Origin of the sequence: Nostoc sp. (genome assembly GCF_036917235.1) — a bacterium.
GTDB lineage: Bacteria > Cyanobacteriota > Cyanobacteriia > Cyanobacteriales > Nostocaceae > Nostoc.
In genome coordinates this window covers 1-15,857 of sequence record NZ_JBALDU010000080.1, presented here as the reverse complement: position 1 = coordinate 15,857, position 15,857 = coordinate 1, and the positions used below count along the sequence as shown (strand labels likewise).

Below are 15,857 nucleotides of genomic sequence, written 5' to 3'. Positions count from 1 at the left end.
TTATGGTTGCAGATAGACTTCAGAATATTAATTTATTCGATCTAAAAAATTCTTTTAACTTAAAGGATATTAGTCTAGAAATTTACCAACTAATTTCTGATTTATATCCCATTTGCCGTAGTATTACAGGTGATGGTTTTAGAGAAACTTTAAAAATTCTCCAGCAGTATATTCCTTTGTCAGTTCATGAGGTGCCAACAGGAACAGAGGTATTTGATTGGACAGTTCCTAATGAGTGGAATATTAAAGATGCCTATATTAAAAACTCTCAAGGTGAAAAGATTGTAGATTTTACTAATTCAAATTTACACGTTGTTAACTATAGTATTCCCATACATCAAAAAATATCTCTTCAAGAACTTAAATCACATCTATTTACACTTACCGATTATCCTAATTGGATTCCTTACCGAACTTCATATTACAAGGAAAGTTGGGGTTTTTGCCTGACTCACAATCAGTATTTGCAACTAAATGATGAAGAATATGAAGTATGTATTGATTCTTCTCTGCAACCAGGTTATTTGACTTATGGTGAGTATTATATTCCCGGAGAAAGTACTGATGAAGTCTTGATTTCTTGCCATGCCTGTCATCCTTCACTATGTAATGATAATCTTTCAGGAATTGCGATCGCTACTTTTATCGCTAAATATTTAAGTCAAACTACACCAAGATATTCCTATAGATTTCTCTGGATTCCCGGAACCATTGGCTCAATTACATGGTTGGCTCTCAATGAAGCTCAAGTCAATAACATTAAACATGGCTTGGTATTAACTTGTTTAGGAGATGCAGGCAACTTTACCTACAAAAAAAGTCGTAGAGGTGACACTGAAATAGATCAAGTTGCTGCTTATGTACTCAAAAACTCAAAACAAGATCACAAAATTATAGATTTCTTCCCCTATGGCTATGATGAGCGACAATATTGCTCGCCAGGATTTAATTTAGCTGTAGGTTGCTTCATGCGATCGCCTCATGGTAGTTTTCCTGAATACCATACCTCAGCAGATGATTTAAATTTCGTTCAACCCCAATATCTTGCCGAGTCATTCTTTCAATGTAATTCGATGTTGCATATCCTCAACAATAACGAAATCTACTACAACAAAAATCCCAAATGTGAGCCACAGTTAGGTAAAAGAGGAATATATCGGGCAGTTGGTGGTAACAAAGATAGCGGGCTAAATGAAATGGCAATCCTGTGGGTTTTAAATTTATCTGACGGTCAGCATACTCTATTAGATATTGCAGAAAAGTCGGGTATGTCATTTGATGCGATCAAATCTGCTGCCGATACATTATCAACACATGACTTATTAACAATTAAAACCAATTAAGTTTGAAAAAGATTGGGAAAATGAAATTCGCTACGACGCAAACGTAGGCAAGTCCTTCTCACCAGGTAATCTAAAAGGGAGCATCCACTTTTGGCGGATCGCCCGCTACACGAAGAGAAGTGAAGTCTGGGGCTATAAAACTAAACCCGCACAACGACCGACTCAGTGACCACCTGCGCGGGTTTCAGAAAGTCCGTGTAGGCGGCCTACCCTTCTCTTCGAGAGGCTACGCCAACGGGTTCTCCAAAGGAGTACGTTTGTGTAGCCGCGATTTCCGCGAATTCTATTTGCTAGGTCTGCCAACTTTTTCTATATTATCCTCAATTGTTCTGTGAGAATACTTATTCTGTATTGATATATTTAATGTTAGTTTTACATTCTATTTATAATTACTGCCCGGAAAGTAGCTTAACTTTATAATCTAGAATATACTTCACCTCTTCACTATTACTTGGAAAAATATCCTATTTAACTTCATGATTACTTGAAATAAATGTCATTACTTATACCATTGTAAGAGCAGTTTAGATGATTGATATTAGAGAAGTAGTTTAAAAACATACCTTGTCTAGTACATGAATAAAAAATGGGCTGTTAAACGACTTACAATCAATCTCACATCAGGCGAGGCACAGAAGCTTGAACAATACTGTTCAACGACTGGCAGACCAGCAACTGATGTAATTCGGGAGTTAATTCGCTCTCTTTATGCTAAAGATGAAAAAGCCTCTGAAAGCTCATGAATCAAACTGCAAAAAAGTGAAACAGGATAAGTACATCTTAATTTGTCAGTGAAATATGCTGCTTAACAGTTATCAGCTAACAGTGAATCCCTATAAGTAAAGTTAGGGAATTTAAATAAGAATACTCTCTTACAAAGTTCAGAGCCGAGGAAATCTTCGCTCTGACTTTTGCTTTGGATATCGTGCAATCATCTTGATACATTTGCATAATTAAAAATATCAAATTAATTGAAAAAAGGTAGAATTCAGCATCAAGATGTTCTTACTAGCTTGCTTACCCGTAGCGGTAGTGAGTCTGCAAGTGTTTTGTAAACCACCGAATTTCAAGTTTTGTGGCTGTCTTTAAGCAGTAATTTATCCATTTTTTCGCGCAGAATACCCTTCTTGCATCTGGCTTTGCTCCTGAACTATTTTTTTACAATTAGTAATATTACCGATCTTTTCGGAAAAAAATTAAGTTAGATATGGTACTTACCACTTACTTCCTTATACTTTCCAAAGTATTAAGAATTTAATCCCTAATTTATTTAATTACAAATAATGCTTAGAAAAACCTTGGTTATAAATCAGCCAAAGGTAAGCAAGTCTTTGGGCGAACTGAGGATTTTTGCTGGATTTATAACACTCAGTTTTGCGATCGCCGCAATATTGTGTAACCATCAGGATGCAATCGCCCAAACTCCCGAACCTCAGACATTACCCCCAAGTCGGTTAGATAATCTTCCTGAGACTCCGTTACCGTCGGATGTGCTACCCAAGCCACCAGACGAGAATCAATTGCTTCCATCCCTAAAACTACCGAATCAGCCAATTCTGGAGCAAGATGACTCTAATGCCCGATTTCGGGTCGATCGCATTGAAGTTTTGGGCAGTACAGTTTTCAAAGCAGAACAGTTTGCCGCTGTCACAAATCCCTTTGTGGGACGGGAACTGACATTTGCAGAGTTGTTGCAAGTTAAAGATGCCATCACCAAGCTTTACACTGATAACGGCTATGTCACCACAGGCGCATTGATTACACCGCAGACAATAGAAGCTGGGACAATCAAAATTCAGGTGATTGAGGGTAGTTTGCAAGAAATTAAGATTGTCGGTAATAGGCGATTACACACTCAATACATTCGCGATCGCATTAAACTTGGTGCAGGCAAACCTCTAAATGTACCGCGTTTAATAGAAAAGCTGCAACTACTCCGCCTCAATCCGCGGATTCAAAACCTGTCAGCCGAGTTGCAGACAGGTGTGCAACCGGGAACCAATGTGTTGCAAGTGGAGGTTAAAGAAGCAGAAACTTTTAAACTGACAGCAAGCCTGGATAATGGGCGATCGCCAAGTGTGGGCAGTTTTCGCCGGGGAGTGGATCTGCAAGAAGCCAATTTATTGGGTTTGGGCGATACCCTGAGTCTGGGATACGCCAATACCGATGGCAGTAATACAATCAATGCCAATTACACGCTACCAATTAACGCCCACAATGGCACCCTATCCTTCGCTTTTAGCCAGGGATGGAATCGCGTGATTGAAAAACCATTCAGCGTCCTTGATATTCAGTCAAACACTAGGTCTTACGAATTGGGCTATCGGCAACCACTGGTGCAAAAACCAACGCAAGAGTTGGCAATTGGGCTGTCATTCTCGCGCCAGGAAAGCCAAACTGAGTTGGGTCTTGATAACATTGGGCCGTTTCGACTCTCCCCAGGTGCAGATGCGAACGGAAAAACCAATATTTCGGCTCTGCGCTTTTTTCAAGAATATACCCAGCGAAGCAACCAGTATGTATTTGCGGCGCGATCGCAATTGAGTTTTGGTGTAGATTGGTTCGATGCTAATGTCAGTGATAATGAACCAGATAGCCGCTTTTTTGCGTGGCGGGGACAGGCGCAGTGGGTACGGCAATTAGCACCAGATACTCTATTTTTAGCTAGGGGCGATTTCCAATTGGCAGCAGATTCCTTAGTACCTTTGGAGCAATTTGGTCTTGGTGGACAGCTAAGTGTCCGGGGCTATCGCCAAGATGCATTACTCACAGATAATGGTATGTTATTTTCGGCGGAATTTCGAGTCCCAATTGTCCGCGCTGCCAAAATTGGCGGAGTGTTGCAACTGACACCCTTCATTGATGTAGGTAAAGGCTGGAATACCAAAGGCAAAAATCCATCACCGAGTACGCTTGTTAGTACTGGGTTGGGGCTGTTGTGGAAACAGGGTGATGACTTCTTGGCCCGCATAGATTGGGGCATTCCTCTAATCTCAGTGGATGGTGAAAAGCGATCGCTCCAGGAAAATGGACTGTATTTCTCAGTGAGTTATTCAGCGTTTTGAGGCAATCAATAAATAATCCCTGTGACGATGTCCGCGATATCTCTGAATACCGCAAAACTGGCGAAGTCACAGCACAAATGCCTGAATCTTCAGAAGTTCCTGTCCAAGCTACTTCCTGGCATCGCAACACCCAAGGCAAAATTGAGTTAATTGCGGCTCAATCAACCCATATACAACCATATTTAACCTGTGGTGCACAAACTGAAGTTCCAGCAATTGCAATGCCTAGGGCAAGTTTCGTTTTCACAAAGCTCCCCCAAGATGACTACTAAAACTGTTGATGCTGTTCAAACACAATGCCGTTTAGGGAACCCTATATATATTATTAATAGAAAGTGAGCCATGAAAGCACCTTCTGTTTGCTGGGGTTTGATTAATTTAATGCTGACAGGTGGGATGCTCCTTTGGTGTGCCTCTGTGAGTGCCCAGCTAACTCCCGATGGCACCCTCAATACTACTGTCTCCCAAAGCGGTAATAACTTTACCATTACTAACGGTAGTGCCGCCAACAGTAACTTATTTCACAGTTTCCAGCAGTTTTCGGTTCCCACTGGCGGTTCGGCTACTTTTGATTTAACGAACACGCCCAACATTTCTACCATCTTCAGCCGTGTCACTGGCGGTAATATCTCTAGCATTGATGGCTTGATTCAGACGATTAACGGCAACAACCCCGTTAGTCTCTTCTTGATCAACCCTAGTGGGATCATCTTTGGAGCCAATGCCCAACTAAAGATTGGGGGTTCCTTTATTGGTACAACTGCCAGCAGTATTAAATTTGCCGGTGGTGCTGAGTTTAGTGTAATTAATTCTGAATCTGCCCCCTTGTTGAGCATCAATGTTCCCATTGGGTTGCAACTGGGTAACAATCCCGCACCCATCAACATTCAAGGTACAGGACATACTTTGAGGAATGTCAGTGGACTGGTTCTGCTTCCTCCGATTCAGACTCCCAGTTCTACAAAACTGCGGGTAGAGCCGGGAAACACCCTAGCTTTAGTGGGTGGCGACATACATCTAAATGGGGCAAACCTGATCGCTGAAAGAGGGCGAGTTGAATTGGGTAGTGTCAGCGGTACAGCATTGGTAAACCTGATACCAACCGCACAGGGCTATACACTGGGATATGGGAATGTACAAAGCTTTGGCAATATTCAATTGGCACAGCGATCGCTATTAGATATCAGCGGCGTGAATGCAGGTTCGGTTCAAATTCAGGGTAGGCAAATTCAATTCACCGATGGCTCTCTAGTACTGGCACAAAATTTTGGCAATCTCCCCGGTGGTGACATTCGCCTTCAGGCTACAGAGTCCATTAATCTAATTGCCAAAACAGCTGATGGCACAATTCAGAGCGGAGTGCGTAGTAATGCTTTTGGTATGGGAGCTAGTGGGAATATCAGCGTTATTACTCCCAACTTCACTATCAAGTCGGGAGCGGGGTTGAACAGCACAACTTTTGGAGCAGGTCCGAGTGGGAATATTTATATTGATGCAACCGCCATTGAACTGTCTGGCTTTTCACCCAATAATCCTGCTGATGTCACCACAGTCAACACTACTACACTAGGCACTGGGAATGCTGGTGATGTTTTCGTCAATGGTAATAATCTACTAGTATCAAGCGGTGCCTCACTATCTTCGGCTACCTTTGGCAGTGGTTCTAGCGGTAAAGTGACGATTCGCAACACCAACACCACGGTGATGGGAGAAAGCCCCTCTGGACTTTACAGCAACATTAGCTCAACTACATTTGCAACCGGAAGTGCCAAAACCTTGACCCTAGATACTGCGAAATTGCAAATTTTGGATGGGGGAGCGGTTGCCACTACCGCATTTTTTGCAGGGAATGGGGGAGATTTGAGGATCAATGCTACTGAAGCGATCGTCATCAATGGTCAAGGTCGGGCAACTAATAGTAGCATTAATGCCTCCACCATCCGACCCGATCCTTTATTGCGGAAACGATTTGGTTTGCCGGATATATTAACAGCGAATGCCGGCACTGTGAGCATTACCACACCGAACTTAACGCTGATGGATGGCGGGACAGTCAGTGTCACCAGTCAAGGTAGTGGAAATAGTGGCAATATTAATATTAATGCAGATACCATCCAATTAAAGAATCAAGGGTTTATTCAAGCACAAACAGACTCCGGTAATGGTGGCAATATTAAATTGTCTACCAAAAATCTGTTGCTTCTGCAAAACAATAGCCTGATAACCTCAACAGCTGGCGGATCGGGGAATGGAGGTAATATAAACATCAATGCACCCATCATCGCCGGCTTAAAAAACAGCGATATTATTGCCAATGCAGTACAAGGCAGAGGTGGTAATATCCAAATCACTACTCAAGGCATCTTTGGGCTGAAGTTCCGCAACCAACTCACTTCTGATAGTGACATCACCGCCAGTTCCCAATTTGGGGTAAGTGGCACGGTTCAAGTTAATACTATCGGTATCGATCCAAATTCTGGTTTAGTCGAATTGCCTGCAAATGTCACCGATCCATCCCAGCAAATTGCTACAGGCTGCGCGGGCAGCGAAGGCAGCCGCTTTGTGGCAACGGGACGAGGTGGTGTGCCGCAAAATCCAACGCAGCAAGTGGCGACCCTAAGCACCTGGGACGATGTGCGAGATTTATCTGCTTACCGCAAAACGGGCGATCTCAATGCCCAAATTCCAGCATCACCAGAGATTCTGATCGAAGCCACGACTTGGCATCGCAACGCCAAGGGCAAAGTTGAGTTAATTGCGACTCAACCAGACGCTCATGTACAACAGTCTTTAACTTGTGTTGCGGTTCCCAAGAGTTAATTTGCTCAGGAATCTTATAACCAAGTTGATTAAATCTTACAGTGACATAGTATACAGAATAATTAATTTTCGTAGTAATAATTACTTATGATTTTGCAAATGAAACAACTTCGTTGGCTATATATCAGTCTGAGTATTTTGAGCTTGTGTTTGGCAATAACCATTACACCTACTAGAGCGTCTCTGCCAGTACCAACAACTTCTACCCTGAATGCGTCAGCATCGACTTCTCAACCGACAAATTGGCTAGAACAGGGACGAAACCTCTACCATTCAGGACGCTTTGCAGAAGCAGTGACAATTTGGCAAACGGCAGCACAACAGTATCATACCCAAGGCGATCGCTTGAACGAAGCTCTAAGTTTAAGTTACCTCTCACTAGCACAACAGGAGCTTAATCAATGGCAAGCAGCCCAACAGTCTATTGAGCAAAGTCTGAAATTATTGCAAACATCTATTCCCTCTGCTGATGCAATTCTCTGGGCACAAGCACTCAATACCCAAGCGAATTTGCAATTGCACACTGGCAAAGCTGAAACCGCCCTCGAAAGTTGGCAACAAGCTCAAAAATTTTATGAGCAAGCAGGTGACACAATGGGAAGCCTGGGTAGTCAAATCAACCAGGCACAAGCTTTACAAAGTTTAGGATTTTATCGTCGTTCTAAACAACAGTTAGAGGCACTGACTCAAAAACTCCAAGGGTTGCCGGATAATGAAATCAAAGTCAGCGGACTGCGATCGCTTGGTTTAGCCTTGCAAATAATTGGTGATAGCAAAAGTCAACAGGTTTTAGAACAAGGTTTAGCGATCGCACGCCAAATTTCAGCCCAACCCCAGTTAAGTTCTATTCTGATCGGCTTGGGCCAAACTGCCGTTGACTTGCAAGATCCAGAATCAGCATTAGATTACTTTGAACAGGCTCAACTCTTAACAACTAACCCAAGCGATCGGTTACAAGCGCGTTTAGCTCAGTTCAAACTTTTCCTCAATTACGACAAACTGGAGTTTGTTAACCCACTCGCACCTCAGCTACTCCAACAACTCCGGGAACTGCCCCCCAGTCACACCTCACTCTACGCAGCGATCAATTTTGTTGCCACCCTAGATCGTCAGTCAAATCCTGACCAAATCCTACCGCTGAAGGATTTGGCGCAACTGATGGCAGTCACAGTCAAATCTGCACAGCAAATTCAGGATACTCAAGCCGAAGCTCATGCACTAAGTCAGTGGGGAAAACTCTATCAGCGTACACAGCAATTATCTGAAGCACAGGAGTTAACTCAGAAATCCCTCAACATTGCCCGCCAACTCCAAGCTAACGATATCATTGCTCAATCTGCTTGGCAGGTGGGACAGTTGTATAAACAACAAGGCGATCGCTCAAAAGCGATTACCGCCTATACAGAAGCAGTCAACGCTTTAAAGGCACTGCGGGGAGATTTGGTAGCTATCAACCCTGATGTCCAGTTCTCTTTTCGCACCAGTGTGGAGCCTGTCTACCGAGAACTGGTTGATTTACTTCTAGAGAATCAACCTAGTCAAGCAGAACTAATACAAGCTCGTGAATTGATTGAGTCCCTCCAAATTGCGGAACTCGATAACTTTTTTCGGGAAGCCTGTTTAGATAAAACTCAACAGATCGATCGGGTTGATCCCACTGCAACCGTCATTTATCCGATCATCCTGCCAGATCGTTTAACAGTAATTCTCTCCAAAGCAGGGCAACCACTCCGTTCCTATGTTACTCACAAATCGCAAGCTGAAATTGAGCAGACTCTAGACAATTTTTTGGTTGCTCTTAACCCTGTCTCAGATTCTAAAAACCGAGATCGATTATCTCAACAAATTTATGGTTGGTTGATTCGTCCAGAGGAAGCAGAGCAAGCATTTATTGATACCAAGACATTGGTGTTTGTTTTGGATGGTCGATTGCGGAATATTCCCATAGCAGCTCTTTTTGACGGTAAGCAATATCTGATCGAGAAGTATGCTGTAGCGCTCTCACCAGGATTGCAACTAATGGCGACGCGATCGCTTCATCAAAACCACATCAGTGCGATCGTGGGTGGTATTAGCCAATCTCGCGCTGGCTTTAGTGCTTTGCCTGCTGTGGAATCAGAGGTGAAACAAATCTCCAAGTCAGTATCGTCCTCTGTGTTGCTAAACCAGAAATTTACCAGTCAAGCCCTCGCTGAACAGGTGAAATCCAGTAATGCAGGTATTGTCCACCTAGCAACCCACGGACAGTTTAGTTCCCGCCTAGAAGATACCTTCTTGCTTACTTGGGATGGACAAGTCAATGTTAAAGAGTTATCTGAACTCCTGAAAAATCGGGGTAGCGATCCATCAAAAGCCATCGAGTTGCTGGTACTAAGTGCCTGCGATACTGCCGCAGGCGACGATCGCGCCGTCCTCGGACTGGCGGGCTTGGCTGTCAAATCCGGCGCACGCTCAACTATCGCCACCCTCTGGCCCGTCAAAGATCGGGCAGCCGCGATGCTCATGACTCGCTTCTATGAGCAACTGCGACAACCCAAAATCACTAAAGCCGAAGCACTAAGACAAGCACAAATTAGTCTAATTCGCCAAACTGATTTCCACGAACCGTTCTTTTGGTCTGGCTTTGTTTTGATCGGCAACTGGATTTAGCTAAGTAATAAAACGGACTATTCTGCTAATAGCTTAGGCTATTTTTTACACGGTTTTGATTAAAGCTCGCCTATACTGCTAATAGAAGTTCCCTGACTTTACTGTTACTTAGACTTCTTCTCTGAGCTTCTGACCATAGTCAAAAGAAACGTATTTTGTTTGTATCACATTGCAATGACATAAGGGAAAACATCATGAAACGTCGATATTTAGCTAGTACATTGAGCGTCATCGCTCTGATCGCTAGCAGTACATGGACTACTGCCCATGCTGTTACATTTACCCCACCCCCCAACAGTAGTTCTCCTAGACAAGCAACTGGAGGAGCTTCTCGCGGTAGTATGTTTACACCTACTGCCGGGAAAGGTGCGCCCAGACAAGCAACTGGAGGAGCTTCTCGTGGCAACCTCTTTACACCTGCCCCTGGCAAAGGTACGCCCAGACAGGCAACTGGAGGAGCTTCTCGCGGCAAGCTCTTTACACCTGCCCCTGGCAAAGGCGCTCCCCAACAAGCAAGTGCGGGTGCTTCTCGCGTTGGTACTTACTACTTGAATCCATCGATTACAAATACAACGCAACCAGCAGCGCTAATCGCCCTCTTGCCCCAAAACTTCTATGGCACAACAGTGTCTGAACGTCCCACAATATTGGTGTATATCCCGGCTTCTAATGCCCAAGAAGCAGTGTTCAGCCTCAAGGATGAAGCTGGCAATATGCAACATCAAATGAACATTTCAGTTCCAGAGAAAACTGGAGTAATCGCGATCAAATTACCAGCTAATGCACCCGCTTTAGCCGTTGGTAAAAACTATCAATGGTTCCTAGCACTCAAAGTAGATGGTCAACTCAGTCCAAGTACGCCTTACGTCGATGGTTGGATTCAGCGTATCCAGCCCAGCGCGGAGTTGGCAACAGCAATTCAAGAGCAAGATGCTCTGAAGCGGGCTACTATTTTGGGTAAAAACGGTGTTTGGTATGACTGTGTGGCAACACTTGCATCGGTATATACCACTCAACCTAACAATGCAACTCTCCGAAAACAATGGGAAGAACTTCTATCCTCAGTGAGTTTGAAGGAGATTGTAACAGCGAACTTATTAGCATCTACTAACTAATGCCAATTTTGGGGTTGGGTATTGAAAAGAGGCTGAGGGGCGGGGTGCGGGGGGCGGAGGGGAAAACTCTTCTCTCTTGCTCCCTGCTCCCTCATCCCCATTACCCCTTATCCCCAGAGGGGGCCCCACCTTCCCCAGTCCCCAATCCCTAGTCCCCAATCCCCAATATGTGGCGCAGATTACAGGCTTTTATCCAACATACTCGCAGCATTTTAATTATTACCCCCAGCGTTGCCTTGACGGTTATAGTTGGGCAATCGTTGGGACTTTTCAATTTACCGGAATGGAAAATCCGCGACGAATGGGTTCGTCAGCGATCTTCAGAGGCGATCGCAGATGAGATTGTGATTGTTACAATCGATGAGCGTGATATCCAATCAGTGCGTAAATGGCCAGTTCCAGACTGGGCGCTGGCACGATTACTAGAAAAAATCCAGGCGCAGCAGCCTAGAGCCATTGGCTTGGATCTCTATCGAGATTTACCCGAAGGAAGCGGACACGAGCAACTTGTTCGAGTCTTTCGCAACACTCCCAATTTAATCGGAGTTGAGAAAATTACCGGCGAACGCGTCAATCCCCCGCCGGAATTGAAAAAACAGGATCGGGTAGGATTAGCAGATTTAGTCTTGGATGGCGATCGCTTTGTACGTCGCGCCCTGCTGACAGCTGAAGATGCCAAAGAGAAAAACACCATTAAAGCCGGGCTAGCAACCCTTGTAGCCCTAAAGTACCTCGAAGCTGAAAAAATTAGCTTAGAAAGCATTGACCCCCAAAAACAAAAGTTTCAGTTGGGTAAGGAAATTTACTTACCACTGCAAAATCAAGAAGCAGGTTATACCGATGCCGATTTAGGAGGCTATCAAATTCTGCTCAATTGGCATGGAACAGATGCCGCATTTCGGACAGTTGCGATGCGCGATGTGTTAGCAGGGAAAATCCCAGCAGATTTGATGCGCGATCGCATGGTATTTATTGGGTCAATCGCCTCCAGTACCAATGATTTCTTCAGCACACCCTTCTCTTCCTGGATCTCTGCTCAAAAACCGACTCCAGGTGTGGTTGTTCATGCCAATATTGCTCATCAACTAGTACGAGGAGCAAAAACAGGAAAAGCCAGTCTGCACGGTGTTTCTGGCATTTTTCTGTCGTTGTGGATTGTTTTGTGGTCTGTTATTGGTTCTGCGGGTAGTTGGTTGTTACCCAGTAGCAAGCTGCGGATTCCCGGTGGCAAAATCCTTTGGGCAACTGTAAGTATCAGTGGAGCCTGTATATGGGGTGGCTATGGGATGTTTTTGCATGGTGTTTTAATTCCGGTAACACCTGCCTTGGCCGCGTTTATCGGTAGTGTGATTGCAACAACTAATGCCTATAAACAGCGGCAGTTAGAAGAAACAAATCGCCAACTGGAAATTGCCAACAGTCAACTATTGGATTATTCCAAAACTCTAGAGACAAAAGTCGAAGAACGCACTCATGAATTAGTGGAGGCAAAGCAAGCTGCCGATGCTGCTAATCAGGCCAAGAGTGAGTTTCTCGCCAACATGAGCCACGAACTACGTACACCTCTCAATGGCATCCTTGGTTTTGCCCAGGTACTAGAAGGATCGCCAAACATGACAGCTAAAAACCTAGAAGGGGTTAGCATTATCTACCAATGCGGCTCACATCTTTTGATGCTGATCAATGACATTCTCGATCTCTCAAAGATAGAAGCGAGGAAATTGGATTTGGTTGTCACTAGTGTGCATCTGCCCAGTTTCTTACATGGTGTGACTGAGATTTGCGGTATCCGGGCTGAACAGAAAGGGATTAAATTTAATATCTTAATTAGCGATCGCCTACCACTTGCTATTGAAGTCGATGAAAAACGGCTGCGTCAAGTATTAATTAACTTGCTGGGCAACGCGATCAAATTTACTGATAGCGGTAGCGTAATTTTCAAAGTAGAGTTATTGGAGACTGAGCAAGAATCTTCCCAATCTGCAATCGCCAAAATTCGTTTTCAAATTGAAGATACGGGTATTGGGATGTCACCAGACCAACTTGAGAAAATCTTTTTGCCCTTTGAGCAAGTGGGTGAAGCAGGACAACGATCTGAAGGTACTGGCTTGGGATTGGCGATTAGCCAAAGAATTGCGGCATTGATGGGAAGCCAAATTCAGGTGCAGAGCCACTTAGGTGAAGGAAGTCTGTTTTGGCTGGATTTGACAGTATCAGTACCACTCGATGTCTACGACGGGCTACCCCTACATGACTGGCGTGGAGGAGCGATGTCTAAGACGGATTACACCCCAACTTCTCAGAAAATTACCGGGATTCAGGGTAGTGCGCCTCAGATTCTAATTGTCGATGACGATCGCAACCATTGTTCTATGTTAACCAGTCTGCTGCAAGAAATTGGCTGTCAAACCCTAGAAGCGACCGATGGCAAACATGGGCTACAGATGGCAATTGAACACAATCCAGATGTGATTCTACTCGATTTAGCCATGCCGAATATGGATGGTTTTGAGCTAATGGTTCACCTACAAGCGAATCCCGAAACCTGTTCTATTCCCATTATTGTCTCTAGTGCCAGCGTTTTTGAGGAAAATCGTCAGCGGAGTTTAGAGGCAGGGGCAACAGCATTCCTACCCAAACCTCTTCAGATTGACGAACTACTCAATAGACTGCGATCGCTCTTGGGAGTGGAATGGATGTATGCCGAATCTTCGCCTCCCAAAGGTGAGCAGATTACTGGTAGTAAATGGGTTCTACCATCCCAAGATGTTTTGCAACAACTCTATCATCTGGCAATGATGGGAGATATCTCGGCGATTGAGGGAATGTTAAGAGAACTAATTGAGGAAAACAGTCAACTAGCTCCCTTTGCAGCAGAGTTAAGCAAACTGACTGCCAATTTCCAAACCGGAAAAATCCGTAAGTTACTCAAATCATTTGTCACAACGGAGTTACATCCATGATCGCTGTTCCTATCTCGAAACCCATACATATTTTGTTAGTGGATGACAATCCAAACAATCTCAAGGTGCTATCTGAAGCGATTCAGAGGTGTGGCTGGAAAGCCCTCATGGCAACAGATGGAGAGTCAGCGATCGAACAAACAGCTTATGCTCATCCCGATCTGATTCTTTTGGATGTAATGATGGCAGGTATTGATGGATTTGAAACTTGTCGCAGACTGAAAACCAATCCTATCACTCACAATATTCCAGTAATTTTCATGACTGCCCTATCCGATTCTACAGACAAGGTGGCGGGATTGGAAATAGGTGCAGTTGACTACATTACCAAACCCTTCCAACAGGAAGAAGTCATTGCCCGTTTAAAGTTACACCTCAAAATTTCCCATCTCACCCGCACATTAGAAGAACGCGTGCAAGAACGCACCGCAGAATTAACTCAATCTCTACAACAGTTACAGCAAACCCAACTACAAATGATCCAGAGTGAGAAAATGTCCACATTAGGACAGTTGGTTGCAGGTATTGGTCATGAGATTAATAATCCGGTTGGTTTCGTTGGCGGAAATTTATCTTATATTGAGGAATATGTAAATAATCTACTTCGCCTGGTGAGCCTGCAACAGCAGAAGCTAACGCAGTCAGACTCGGAAATTCAAGAGCTTGTTGAAGAAATTGACTTGGAGTATCTGACGGAGGATTTGCCAAAACTAATGGCATCAATGCACCAGGGAATTACCCGTCTTAAAGATATCAGTCTCTCTTTGAGAACTTTTACTCGCGCAGATATTTCATCTCAGGTGGAGTTTCAGATTCACGAAGGAATCGATAGCACCTTAATGCTGTTGAAACATCGACTCAAAGGTAATGGCGATCGCACTAAAATCCAGGTTGTCACACAATACGGTGAGTTACCTCCAATCAGTTGCTATCCCGGACAACTGAACCAGGTGTTCATGAATATCATCGCCAATGCCATTGATGCATTTGATGAACTTCATCAAAACAATTGCGATCGAGATATTGCTGCTTACCCGAACATCATCACTATTACCACATCGGTTAATCCCCAACAACAAACCGTCACAATTTGCATCCAAGATAATGGCCCTGGTATGCTTACTGAGGTGCAATCTCGAATTTTTGAGCAATCTTTCACAACCAAGGCTGTGGGCAAAGGAACCGGGCTGGGATTAGCGATCAGCTACCAAATTATTGTTGACAAACACAACGGACAAGTCAAATGCTTGTCAACACCTGGTGAGGGGACAAAATTTATTATTACTCTGCCGATGTAGTTTCTATGCCAAAACCTCCAGCTTCGATATGACGAACTAGCGATTGAATGATGGGTGTAGCAATACTAATACTAAATAAAGCATTGAAGCCTGCAACAACGACTGGTGCTGACAAAATAACTGTAAATTCTGGAAATAAAGCTAACACAGCCACCAAGACCAAAAAAACAATTGGTGTCGCAATACCTGCTGCCTTTGCTGCTTCAAAAATTAGATTTTTATACTCTTCAACAGTAATGTCGCCCCGATAAAGATCCAAAGAGTAGGAAATCGCCGTGACTACAACCTGAGTGAGAATAGCTGTTACGGTTGCAGTAATCCCAAGTTTCGCGATCGTCCCAGAATTGCTGACAATAGAATCTACCGCATTATAAACCCGAATATAGAACTGTTCGCCAACGGTCATTACTTTGGCACCTCGGCGGAGATTGTCAACACCTACTTCCCAAAGGATATTATCAGCAGCATTCGATCCACCTTGGGAACGTGGATTGATGTGGCTACCATGCTTACAGCATTTACGGCTGTTATGAGGTACAGTAGCAGCAACTAGCAAACCAGTTTCTTAAATGTTGAGGATTTATTAAATTGAGTGCAACTGAGA

Annotated in this window: 10 protein-coding genes; 9 read left to right on the top strand and 1 reads right to left on the bottom strand. The window is 44.0% G+C overall.

Annotation, left to right across the window (positions count from 1 at the left end):
- Positions 1 to 2: 2 nt before the first annotated feature.
- The 9 genes from V7K44_RS23065 to V7K44_RS23025 all read left to right on the top strand — a co-directional run bounded on the left by V7K44_RS23065 (position 3) and on the right by V7K44_RS23025 (position 15,253).
- A complete protein-coding gene (locus V7K44_RS23065) occupies positions 3 to 1,343 on the top strand; it encodes a DUF4910 domain-containing protein (RefSeq protein WP_334934729.1) in 1,341 nt (446 codons plus the stop codon).
- Positions 1,344 to 1,918: 575 nt separating this feature from the next.
- Positions 1,919 to 2,086, top strand: coding sequence for a CopG family transcriptional regulator (locus tag V7K44_RS23060; RefSeq protein WP_334840183.1), 168 nt, complete (start codon positions 1,919 to 1,921; stop codon positions 2,084 to 2,086).
- Between the two features lie 540 nt (positions 2,087 to 2,626).
- Complete coding sequence (locus V7K44_RS23055) at positions 2,627 to 4,408, top strand: ShlB/FhaC/HecB family hemolysin secretion/activation protein (RefSeq protein ID WP_334934726.1); 1,782 nt, start codon at positions 2,627 to 2,629, stop codon at positions 4,406 to 4,408.
- A complete protein-coding gene (locus V7K44_RS23050; RefSeq protein ID WP_334934724.1) occupies positions 4,405 to 4,680 on the top strand; it encodes a hypothetical protein in 276 nt (91 codons plus the stop codon). The genes V7K44_RS23055 and V7K44_RS23050 overlap by 4 nt, the downstream gene beginning before the upstream one ends.
- Positions 4,681 to 4,750: 70 nt before the next feature.
- On the top strand, positions 4,751 to 7,228 hold the full coding sequence (locus tag V7K44_RS23045; protein WP_334934722.1) for an S-layer family protein: 2,478 nt from the start codon (positions 4,751 to 4,753) through the stop codon (positions 7,226 to 7,228).
- Between the two features lie 99 nt (positions 7,229 to 7,327).
- The gene (locus tag V7K44_RS23040) at positions 7,328 to 9,877 is read left to right on the top strand and encodes a CHAT domain-containing protein (RefSeq protein WP_442940712.1); all 2,550 of its coding nucleotides are present in this window, start codon (positions 7,328 to 7,330) and stop codon (positions 9,875 to 9,877) included.
- A 194-nt stretch (positions 9,878 to 10,071) separates the two neighbouring features.
- A complete protein-coding gene (locus V7K44_RS23035; protein WP_334934718.1) occupies positions 10,072 to 10,992 on the top strand; it encodes a DUF928 domain-containing protein in 921 nt (306 codons plus the stop codon).
- Between the two features lie 167 nt (positions 10,993 to 11,159).
- Positions 11,160 to 13,955 (top strand): CHASE2 domain-containing protein, encoded by a 2,796-nt coding sequence (locus V7K44_RS23030; RefSeq protein ID WP_334934716.1) that lies wholly within the window; start codon positions 11,160 to 11,162, stop codon positions 13,953 to 13,955.
- Complete coding sequence (locus V7K44_RS23025) at positions 13,952 to 15,253, top strand: hybrid sensor histidine kinase/response regulator (protein WP_334934714.1); 1,302 nt, start codon at positions 13,952 to 13,954, stop codon at positions 15,251 to 15,253. Before V7K44_RS23030 ends, V7K44_RS23025 begins: the two co-directional genes overlap by 4 nt.
- Here V7K44_RS23025 and V7K44_RS23020 read toward each other — a convergent pair.
- Positions 15,237 to 15,809, bottom strand: a complete 573-nt coding sequence (locus V7K44_RS23020) for a hypothetical protein (RefSeq protein WP_334934712.1) — start codon at positions 15,807 to 15,809, stop codon at positions 15,237 to 15,239. The two genes, V7K44_RS23025 and V7K44_RS23020, sit on opposite strands and share 17 nt — an antisense overlap.
- Positions 15,810 to 15,857 lie beyond the last annotated feature (48 nt).

Excerpts from the sequence above, each read along its gene's own strand:
- V7K44_RS23065 (WP_334934729.1), top strand. The coding sequence starts at position 3 with ATGGTTGCAGATAGACTTCAGAATATTAATTTATTCGATCTAAAAAAT.
- V7K44_RS23060 (WP_334840183.1), top strand. The coding sequence starts at position 1,919 with ATGAATAAAAAATGGGCTGTTAAACGACTTACAATCAATCTCACATCA.
- V7K44_RS23055 (WP_334934726.1), top strand. The coding sequence starts at position 2,627 with ATGCTTAGAAAAACCTTGGTTATAAATCAGCCAAAGGTAAGCAAGTCT.
- V7K44_RS23045 (WP_334934722.1), top strand. The coding sequence starts at position 4,751 with ATGAAAGCACCTTCTGTTTGCTGGGGTTTGATTAATTTAATGCTGACA.
- V7K44_RS23040 (WP_442940712.1), top strand. The coding sequence starts at position 7,328 with ATGAAACAACTTCGTTGGCTATATATCAGTCTGAGTATTTTGAGCTTG.
- V7K44_RS23035 (WP_334934718.1), top strand. The coding sequence starts at position 10,072 with ATGAAACGTCGATATTTAGCTAGTACATTGAGCGTCATCGCTCTGATC.
- V7K44_RS23030 (WP_334934716.1), top strand. The coding sequence starts at position 11,160 with ATGTGGCGCAGATTACAGGCTTTTATCCAACATACTCGCAGCATTTTA.
- V7K44_RS23025 (WP_334934714.1), top strand. The coding sequence starts at position 13,952 with ATGATCGCTGTTCCTATCTCGAAACCCATACATATTTTGTTAGTGGAT.